The organism is Okeania sp. SIO3B5 (assembly GCF_010692555.1).
Taxonomy (GTDB): Bacteria; Cyanobacteriota; Cyanobacteriia; order Cyanobacteriales; family Microcoleaceae; genus Okeania.
This window is the reverse complement of the sequence record NZ_JAAHHG010000378.1, coordinates 1-9890: the sequence shown is the minus strand read 5'-3', so window position 1 is coordinate 9890 and position 9890 is coordinate 1. Positions and strand designations below refer to the sequence as shown.

Below are 9890 nucleotides of genomic sequence, written 5' to 3'. Positions count from 1 at the left end.
TCCTAAATCCCCCTTAAAAAGGGGGACTTTTAAGCACTTCCCCCCTTTTTAAGCGGTTCCCCCCTCCCTTAGTAAGGGGGGATCTGGGGTTAGGGGGGATCTAAAACTATCTCACAAATTTGAGAAACGCTATACCTGATGCGGGGTCGCACCGCTGTTGCCTGTTGCCTTGCGCGTAGTGCTATATTACTGCAATCTTTCCTTCAAATGTTCCCCTACTCGCAGAGCATTAGCAATAATTGTCAAAGCAGGAGTCACTGCCGAACTTGATGGGAAAAAACTGCTATCCACAACATATAAATTATCCACATCATGGGTACGACAGTTAATATCCAGAACCGATGTTTTCGGGTCTTCCCCAAACCGACAAGTACCACATTGGTTTGCTACAACCTCAATGGGAACTTCCCCACGGGGATAAACATTTCCCCGCTTCAACACAGAATTTCCCACCTCTTTGTCTACCAACTTCAATACATCCATCCAACGATGTACTAAGCGATCGTGTGCTTCCCAGTTATTGGGAGTGTAATGGAAAAACAACTTATCCCCTTTGACTTCTACTCGGTTCTTGGGGTCTGGTACTATTTCCGAATGCAACCACCAACCAATGGAACGCAATGCTAACTGCTTTAACCCAAACCCTGGCATTGCTTTTGCTAACACAGATAAAATTGGTGGAGACTCAGCAAAAGTAATATCTTGCAGCAAACCACCTGTATTTTCAATGTGGCCCATGGGATAGGCAAAATTTTCATCCCCCCAATAAAAATCATTCACACTCACACTTCTGAGAAAGTTCCCAGAGTTAGGTTTGGGACTAGGTTGCACTACGGCAGTCATCAGATGTTTCATCAGGTTGCGTCCCACTTGTCCGGAACTGTTTGCTAAACCATCGGGATGTTTTTCGTTCGCAGAACGTAATAGTAATGCTGCTGAATTTACCGCTCCACAAGCAAGTACGACAATATCTCCAAAAAATAGAAATGATTGTTTGCCAATTTCTACTTCTACTGCTTTAACTGTGTTGCCAGAGGAGTTGGTGAGTAAACAGACTACTTTTGCATTAGCTTTAATAGTAATGTTAGGAGAGTCCAGCAGTGGTGCAATACCGAATACTTCCGAGTCTCCAGTGGGGTCTTCCTCTTCGCGGGTGAGAGTTAATGGTAAAGTTTCTGGATGTAAACCTTGCCCGGCGATCGCATCGACAACTTTTTTAATTTCTGGATCGTGGTCAACTGCAGGATAAGGATATTCTGCACTGTGGGTAGGTTCCGTTGGGTCTTTGCTAACTTGACCGTGAACTTTATAAAGTTTTTCTGCTTCAGTGTAATATGGTTCAAAGTCTTTGTATTTGAGGCACCATTCTGGAGAAATTCCTTCTTGATGTGTTACTGTTTCAAAGTCTTTTTCTCGCATCCTAATGAGAGCAGCGCCATAGATTTTGGTATTGCCACCTACGGCATAATTTGTCTGAGGAGAAAAGGGTTCCCCTGCGTTGTCATACCAATTTTCGGGGGCACGATAAAGTTCTTTTTTGAAGATATCAACGTTAGCTCTATTTTGAATTTCTAGGGGCATAAAATCACCCCTTTCTAAGATGAGTATTTTTTTTCCGGTACTAGCAAGTTTAGAGGCTAAAGTTCCTCCTCCCGCACCTGTGCCGACAATAATCACATCATAATGTTGGTCGTCAATAATCATTTTATTCTTCCTTTTTAAGAAGTCAAAATTCAAAAGTCAAAAGTCAAAAGTAAGATTTGATAGTGCTACTTAGACATTTTCTGGCATAAAAAATGTGTCAAAGTGTGATACTATCAGCTTTTTATTCCTTCTATTGCCTGTTGCCTGTTGCCTGTTGCCTGTTGCCTGCGCACAGCGCTATATTTCACTGCCAAATATAGATAAGGCCAAATAAAATAATCCAAATTACGTCAACGAAATGCCAGAATAAAGAAGTAGCATTAATGCCAAAGTGACCGTTCTCATAGTTACCAGGAATGAAAGAGCGACCCAACATGATACCCTGCAACAAAATACCAGTCATAACGTGCAGACCGTGAAAACCTGTCAACAGATAGAAAGTTCCACCGAATACTCCCGTTGTGAAACCAAATTCTAGACTATTCCATTCAATTCCTTGACCTACTACAAAGTAAGTTCCCATTGCCATTGTAGCAAACAGAAATATGCGAAACCAAGTCAAGTTATCCTTTTCTAAAGCTTTTTCGGCAAAATAGATAACGAAACTACTCGAAACCAAAACTACTGTATTAATAGCAGGTTCTCTAACTTCCAAACCAGAAATACCTTCTGGCAACCAGTCGGTAGCAGTTGTTTTGTAGACGATGTATCCGACAAAGAAACTCAAGAAAATTATGCTTTCCGAAAGTAGGAAAACGATAAACCCGAACATACTATTGCCTTCTTCATCGTGAGTATGTTCGGCAACTCCTGAATGCAAAGGTTCCTGTAGTTGTTCTGATGCGATCGAACTATCCATGTTTTAATTCTCCTTTAATTTACTGGTTTTATCCTCGCTATACTCGGCGTTGCATAAATGCGGGATGATTTTCATAGTTTTGTGGAAGTGGAAGTGGAATGGGCATCTTGCCCGTTCCTGATATTTTCCCGTTCCTGATATTTTCGGGACAGGCAGGATGCCTGCCCCCACTTACCGAAAAATTCAGGTATAAAGCCTCTCCATTCATGGATAAAAAAGAAAAAAATCCTTTGATCCAATTCTCTTAATTTATAAGAAGAGGTAATTCTAAATTCTAAATTCTAAATTCTAAATTCTTGAACACCTAATTAACAGGTTCAGGAGCTTCTGCGTGATGTCCGTTGGGGTCGTTAGAAGTCAAAGGTTCCGACTTACCATAACCATAAGGTTCCGCAATAACTATCGGAATTTCTTCAAAATTCTCCACATCTGGTGGAGAAGAAATCATCCATTCTAAACCGATCGCTCGCCAAGGGTTAGCAGGTGCTTCCTTTCCTTGTATCCAGGAACTGACAATATTTAAAATGAACGGTAAAGTAGACATTCCTAATAAAAATGCTCCCAGACTTGCAACCAAATTCCAAAACTCATACTCAGGTGCATAAGAAGAAACTCGGCGCAACATTCCCTGTAAACCTAATGGGTGCATAGGTAAAAAATTGAGGTTAGTACCGATGAATGACAGCCAAAAATGCAACTGTCCTAAACCTTCGTAATACATTTTCCCAGTCATTTTAGGGAACCAATGGTAAATGGCTGCATACATTCCCATAGTCACAGTACCATAGAGAACATAGTGGAAGTGACCGACAACAAAATAGGTATTGTTAACGTGAATATCTACGGGAACTGCCGAGAGCATAATGCCAGTAATACCAGCAAACACAAACATGATCAACCCACCCAAGGCAAATAGCATGGGAGTGTTCAGTCTAATTTTTCCACCCCAAATGGTCGCCACCCAGGCAAAGACTTTAATACCAGTAGGTACAGAAACACACATAGTTGAAAGCATAAAAATCATCCGCATCCAGGGAGGAGTACCACTCGCATACATATGGTGTACCCAAACTAAACCACTTACCCCGGCAATGAGCATTGATGAAATTACTACCACTTTGTACCCGAATAGTGGTTTGCGACTGTAGACTGGGAATATTTCGGAAAAAATGCCAAAAACGGGCAGAATAATTACATAAACTGCTGGGTGAGAATAAAACCAGAAAAAGTGCTGGAAGAGAACCGGGTTTCCTCCATTGGCAGGATTAAAAAATCCAGTTCCCATTGTGATATCAAATAGTAACATCACTGCACCTGCTGTCAGTGCTGGCAGTCCGAACAATTGAATAATCTGAGCAGCAAATACTGTCCAAACAAAAGCTGGCATCCGGAAAAATGTCATGCCAGGCGCTCGCATTCTCACAATAGTTGTGACAAAATTGACCGCACCCATAATGGAGGAAACACCAGAAATGGCAACGGCAAGAATCCATAGTACCTGACCGTTGATTAAATTACCCGTGGGATTTTGTAAACTCACGGGAGGATATGACCACCAACCTGACTGTGCGGGCCCGCCAGGAACAAAGAAACTGGCGATCATCAGGACACCAACTACTGGCACCATCCAAAATGCAGCAGCATTCAGACGAGGAAATGCCATATCTCGCGCCCCGATCATTATGGGTACGAGATAGTTTGCCAGACCAACTAAAGATGGAAATGTCCACAGAAACAGCATGATCGTGCCGTGCATGGTGAACATTCCGTTATAAATGGTGCGGTCTACGAGGTCTGATTCTGGTGTCATCAGTTCGCCGCGAATCACCATGGCGAATATTCCACCTACTAGGAAAAAGAGGAAAGAGGTAACTAGATATTGAATACCGATAACTTTGTGGTCGGTGCTAAAGCTGAAGTATCGTCGCCAGTTAGGCGGTTTTTCGTGTTCTGGTTTTTCTGTGACATCACCGATGCCGTCAATTGTTATTTCTTTCATGGAGTAATTTTTTTTCCTTGAGTATCTAGATTTAAATTTCTGTAGGTTGGGTTAACTAGCTATCAGCTAGTAGGTTGGGTTAAGGGGAGCGCAACCCAACAAAACAAGTTAAGGGTCGCGCAACCCAACAAAACAAGTACATAATTTTAGGTTTGCTTGCTTAAGTATAAGTTGGGTTAAAGGTATAGCAATGAGCGCTGGTATATTTACAAATTGCAGGAGGGGCCAAATAGCTAAAAGTCTTATATTATCAGCAATTCATTCCCCCTGTTGCCTGTTGCCTGTTGCCTGTTGCCTGCGCACAGCGCTATAGCTGTCAGGCAACATAACATCTATATGATGTTTGGTTTCCGTAAACGTCAACCCAACCTACCTTATATCATGTCCGGTTGAATAATTAGACAATGGTTGTCCGAAGGCAGGAGGCAGGAGGCAGGAGGCAGAAGGTTTTCTTTCATTGTCACCTTAATTTTATACACGCTCCGATGCTACCGGACATGATATTATTTCTTTCATGGAATAATTTTTTTCTCGATCTCTGCAAATAGTCTTGCTCCTGTAAATGTTAAATAATTGCCTGAAACTATTGTCTTATCAAAGTTTTTAGTCACTTGAGTCTAACTTTTGACTTTTGACTTCTTAACTATGATAATTAACAACAGGAGGTGCAGCGGGTTTAATAGTAGGCCAACCTGCTTCCACTGGTGCTTTTGATTTTTCAATATATTCAGTGGTTGCCTGATTTGCTGCGGGAGACAGTTCGGTATTTGCTGCTGTGGCCAGCCAACTTTGATAATCTTGAGAAGATTCAACTACTACATCTGCTTGCATTGTGGCAAAATATGTACCGCTATATTGGGAGTCAGTGAGACTATATTTGCCGACACGAATGGGAGTAAATTCAAAATTTATTGGATGGTTGGGAATAATGTCTTGCTTCAGTCGGAATGCTGGAATATAAAATCCATGCAGCACATCTTCTGAATTTAATGCTACCCGTACTCGCTTATTTGCTGGTAAATGTAGTTCGGTGCTAGTAACACCATTTTCTGGATAGCTAAATACCCAAGACCATTGTTTGGCAAAGACTTCGATTTCTTCTACAGGTTCAGTTACAGGTTTTAGTGGGTCTGCAATTGCTGATTCCATTTCTAATGGTGTATGCAGATGTACTAATTCCATCGGCCCCTGAATTCCCATTTGTTGGTAAATATTGTAGCTATAAGCAGCAATCCAAAATACTAAAAAAATTGGTATTGCTGTCCAGACAACTTCTAGGGTGATGTTGCCTTCAATATGAGGGCCGTCGCTGTAGTCATATTTGGCAGCGCGTTGGAATAGAACTGAATACATTAGAGTTCCAGTTACCCCCAGAAAGATGAATGTACCCAGGGTGACGAGAAAACTAAATAGGTCATCAATTAATATAGATTCTGCTGCCGCTTGAGGTGGTAACCATGAATAGGATAGTCGTCCAACCCATATACTCACAGCAGTTAAAACGAGAGCGATCGCTCCCAATGTCAAAATAGTCCGGATTTTCATATCAAGATATTCTACTAAATTACTTAGGGTTTGCTGATTAAATCTAAAAGCATTGACATATGGGGATAAAAAGAAAAATTTTCCTTAAGCATCAATGCTATCCGTTTTAAAGGAGAGGTAATTGTTAATTATTAATTGTTGAATCCTACCTCCTATAAATTCCCCGTTCCTCCTGTCTCCTGTCTCCTGTCTCCTGTCTCCTACCCCTACTAAAAGACTTTTTCAGCAAACCCTACTTAAGTACTTGGTTGGGATTTTCGCCTAGTTTTAGCAACGCATCAGCAGTATTATGTACTCCAAACTCAGCAGCTAACTGTGCTCCCAGAGTTCCGTGAACGTACATCAGAAACATGATGAATAAACCCACTGCTAAATAGCTCCACTGCACTTGTTGAAGTTTGTCCTTAGACCAGATATAGCGTTGAAATCCTCTCCAGATCGTCATCCCTACAATAAAAGCCAACAGGAACACACCACCAACACCATGCCAGATCATAGTATCCATAGCTCCGAATCCCCAGGCACTTTTTAGCTCTGCGGATGGTCTCGCTAGCATGATTTCATAAAACCCTGCTGCTACCGTAAAAAATGTAATTATTGATGAGGCGAGCATATTGTACCAACCTACATCAAAAAAATTAGAACGAGTAGTGGATATTGCTAAAAGTTTCAATACTGGTTTTTGTAGAGGGAAAAGTACACCCACGATATCAAAGGCAATTCCCATAATAAACAAACCTAAAGTCAGATGAACTAAATTAGGATGAATTGGGATGCTGTATGGCAGACCATTTGCCCCTAACTGAGAACTCAAACTATCTATTAATTCTGGGTTCATTGTAAAATTCCCTCCTCGATCGCTTCCACTACTGGCACTGTATGTAATCCATATACCCAAACCAGTTTATCTCCAAGATATACCTGGAAGAAAACTATACTTACTAGCACCAACCCCAACCCTAGATATGGCATCGGTAGTTTTTCTGTATTATTTGAACGAATCACATACCGCCAACCAGTAAGTGCAGCGATTATTCCTGACAGAGACCAACCAATTAAGGTATGTAAATTTAAGACTGGTTGGACTGCTTCGTAGGGTTGTGCCAGACCTGCTTCAAATTGACCAAATATTATAGCAATAAAAATAGAAATTGTGGCGAAAAACATATTCCACCAGCTTACTTCATATAAACGGTAATTACGAGTAAAATAACCAATAACATCGCACACGAAAGCAAATAATACCATCGCTATTACGAAGTGGACAACGATGGGATGTATTGTATCTGGATAGGGCAAGTAATGATCGTTTAATGGTGGTAGATACTCCCACATAGTCTTCTCCTTCAGTAGATAAGTAGATATGTCTGAAAAAAATGTAAATTTTACGAGTTACTACAGGCAAATATTTTCATCAATTTTTTCTCACAACATTCTAACTGAATTTATAAAATCTGTGTGTTTTTTACCGTATCAATTCTCACAGTTTTTCTTGAGAGATACTGATTTTTTTTCTTTAATCAAAGTGAAATAGTAATGTAGTCAAGGCAACATTATTTTTTTTTCAGATTTTACCGAAAAATTGTGGTTGAAAGCCTCCTCTTTTAATTACGATGTCCGGTTGAATAGTTATAAATAACAACAGAGGAGTCAGGAGATCCCCCCTAACCCCCCTTGAAAAGGGGGGAACTGGAAGTCCCCCTTTTTAAGGGGGATGCGCGGGGGATCGTTGAACCAATATTCCCTTCTACCTACTGCCTACTGCCTGAAGAAAAATTTTCATGATTAGTCAATCCTCATTCTTTTAAAAGAGAGGTAATTCTAAATTCTTAATTCTTAATTCTTAATTCTTGAAGGTTTGTCATAACTAACTAAACTATTTTTATTCTGAAAATGTAAAAGATATCATAATCTGTATATCTTGACATCCTTAGAATTACAGATATTTTCTGCGATCGCTATGTATCTTAATTTCAAAAGATTTATAGATATTTAATTAGAGGGAATTATAACCGGATTTTGTATTAGTAATACTTGACCTCAACTCTATAAAAGCTAGATATTTAATTAAAATTTAATATTATGATATTTTCAATCTGACTCAAATCCTGTAACTAAATTTACAGAAAAATTTAATGTTTTTCAAGGCAAATATGTCTTGCTTTCCAGATTTTTTTATGCTATTGTAATATGTTTAATATTAATAATTTCCTTAATGTTCTCTCTAATCAAGTTGGGAAGTGAGCGAAATTTGAGAATTAATGTAACGAAGACAAACTTTCTCCACAATCGGAACACTATAATTTATCTAAAATTAAGAATCTAAAATTGAGTTACTTTGTCCAGTAAATAACTACATTTTTCGGAGGATTAGTAATGATTTTTACGAGAAAAGACGATACAAACTCCACAACAATAGTTAGGGAAATAACTCCACCAAAAAAAACAAAACAGACGTTAGTAATTATTGACCCCCGTGTGGATAATTATCATCAGTTGGTTTCGGGAACTTATCCGGAGACAAAAGTGGTGGTGTTGGATTTGAGAAAAGATGGTATTGAGCAAATAACAGAAGCGTTATCAGATGAGCTAGCTACCAGTCTTCATATAGTTTGTCACGGTGCTGATGGTATTTTGTACTTGGGTAAAACTCCTGTGAGTCAGGAGAATATTGATCAATATAGAGGGCTAACTACTGAAGCCGAATAATTTGACAAAGTTAGACAAATATTAAAAAATATTAAAAAACTCCTGATTGTCTGCTATCATACACTCATTCATCTTATAATTATCAAAGACTTTTTTTTCATGGCTTACCAGTTCAAATGCAATCAATCAAGACCAAATTAAAAGTTAACAATTACCAAAAAACAATACTTGCCAAACACGCAGGTGTAGCCAGTCATGCTTATAACTGGGGATTAGCAACTTGCATTACTGAATATGAATCAAACAAGAAACGACTGAGTGCTATCACTTTACATAAGCGTTTGGTGAGGGAAGTAAAAAGCGAAAATCCCTGGTACTATGAAGTATCAAAGTGTGCCCCTCAAGAAGCTTTAAGAGATTTAGAAAGGGCATTTAAGAACTTTTTAACTATTCCTAAATGTGGGTTTCCGGTCTTTAAGAAAAAAGGGAAAAAAGACAGTTTCTATTTAGAAGGAAGTATCAAAATCCTGAGAGGAAACTACATCAAACTCAATAGGTAGGTAGGATAGGAATAGTAAAAACTTATGAAATCTTACCATCTGTACCAGTCAAAAATGTGAGAATATCCAAGCGGGCAGGTGACTGGTACATTAGTTTTAAGTATGATGAATGTCAGCCCAAACCTCTGACTAAAAAACGGGCTATTATCGGTGTAGATTTAGGTATAAATGCCCTAGCAACTTGTAGCGATCGAACAACTTACGCTAACGTCAAAGCCTACAAACAAGCCAAAAAACGACTAACTCGTTATCAACGGCGTGTCCAGAAAAAAGAGCCTGGTAGCAAAAACAGAGCCAAAGCAGTAAAAAAACTAGCCAAGACTCACAAAAAAGCGGATGCGACCCCGCGACGACGTCAGCTCGCTTGCGGAACGCGCACCAAGCAGTAGCTGATATCAGAGCAGATGCACTACATAAACTGACAACATGGTTAGCTAAAAACCACAGCACCATAGTGATAGAAGTATGACAATGTAAGTGGAATGCTCAAAAATCATAAACTGGCAAGTGCCATAGCAGATTGTGGTTTTTATGAGTTTAGGCGTCAGCTTACATATAAGTGTGAATGGTATGGAAGCACTTTAGTGATAGCAGATAGATTTTATCCCAGTTCTCAAATATGTTCTCACTGTGG

10 protein-coding genes are annotated in these 9890 nt (G+C 39.5%); 4 read left to right on the top strand and 6 right to left on the bottom strand.

Going from position 1 to position 9890, the window contains the following annotated elements:
* Positions 1–186 precede the first annotated feature (186 nt).
* From F6K54_RS32475 to F6K54_RS32450, 6 genes are all read right to left on the bottom strand, one after another.
* Positions 187–1704, bottom strand: coding sequence for a GMC oxidoreductase (locus F6K54_RS32475; RefSeq protein WP_293087242.1), 1518 nt, complete (start codon positions 1702–1704; stop codon positions 187–189).
* 184 nt (positions 1705–1888) lie between these two features.
* On the bottom strand, positions 1889–2503 hold the full coding sequence (locus F6K54_RS32470) for a heme-copper oxidase subunit III (RefSeq protein ID WP_293087240.1): 615 nt from the start codon (positions 2501–2503) through the stop codon (positions 1889–1891).
* Between the two features lie 304 nt (positions 2504–2807).
* Positions 2808–4502 (bottom strand): cytochrome c oxidase subunit I, encoded by a 1695-nt coding sequence (gene ctaD, locus F6K54_RS32465; protein WP_293087237.1) that lies wholly within the window; start codon positions 4500–4502, stop codon positions 2808–2810.
* 639 nt (positions 4503–5141) lie between these two features.
* The gene (locus tag F6K54_RS32460; protein WP_293087234.1) at positions 5142–6047 is read right to left on the bottom strand and encodes a cytochrome c oxidase subunit II; all 906 of its coding nucleotides are present in this window, start codon (positions 6045–6047) and stop codon (positions 5142–5144) included.
* A 232-nt stretch (positions 6048–6279) separates the two neighbouring features.
* On the bottom strand, positions 6280–6945 hold the full coding sequence (locus tag F6K54_RS32455; protein ID WP_293087232.1) for a DUF2231 domain-containing protein: 666 nt from the start codon (positions 6943–6945) through the stop codon (positions 6280–6282).
* On the bottom strand, positions 6882–7382 hold the full coding sequence (locus F6K54_RS32450; RefSeq protein WP_293087229.1) for a DUF2231 domain-containing protein: 501 nt from the start codon (positions 7380–7382) through the stop codon (positions 6882–6884). The genes F6K54_RS32455 and F6K54_RS32450 overlap by 64 nt, the downstream gene beginning before the upstream one ends.
* Before the next feature lie 1041 nt (positions 7383–8423).
* On the opposite strand from F6K54_RS32450, the gene F6K54_RS32445 reads away from it, so the two are divergent.
* From F6K54_RS32445 to F6K54_RS32430, 4 genes are all read left to right on the top strand, one after another.
* Positions 8424–8756 (top strand): DUF4347 domain-containing protein, encoded by a 333-nt coding sequence (locus F6K54_RS32445; protein ID WP_293087226.1) that lies wholly within the window; start codon positions 8424–8426, stop codon positions 8754–8756.
* 116 nt (positions 8757–8872) lie between these two features.
* Entirely contained in the window at positions 8873–9256 is a 384-nt protein-coding gene (locus tag F6K54_RS32440; RefSeq protein ID WP_293087223.1) for a transposase, read from the top strand.
* A gap of 56 nt (positions 9257–9312) precedes the next feature.
* The gene (locus tag F6K54_RS32435; RefSeq protein WP_293087220.1) at positions 9313–9645 is read left to right on the top strand and encodes a transposase; all 333 of its coding nucleotides are present in this window, start codon (positions 9313–9315) and stop codon (positions 9643–9645) included.
* 93 nt (positions 9646–9738) lie between these two features.
* The coding region (locus tag F6K54_RS32430) for a zinc ribbon domain-containing protein (protein WP_293087245.1) at positions 9739–9890 on the top strand (152 nt) is incomplete at its 3' end.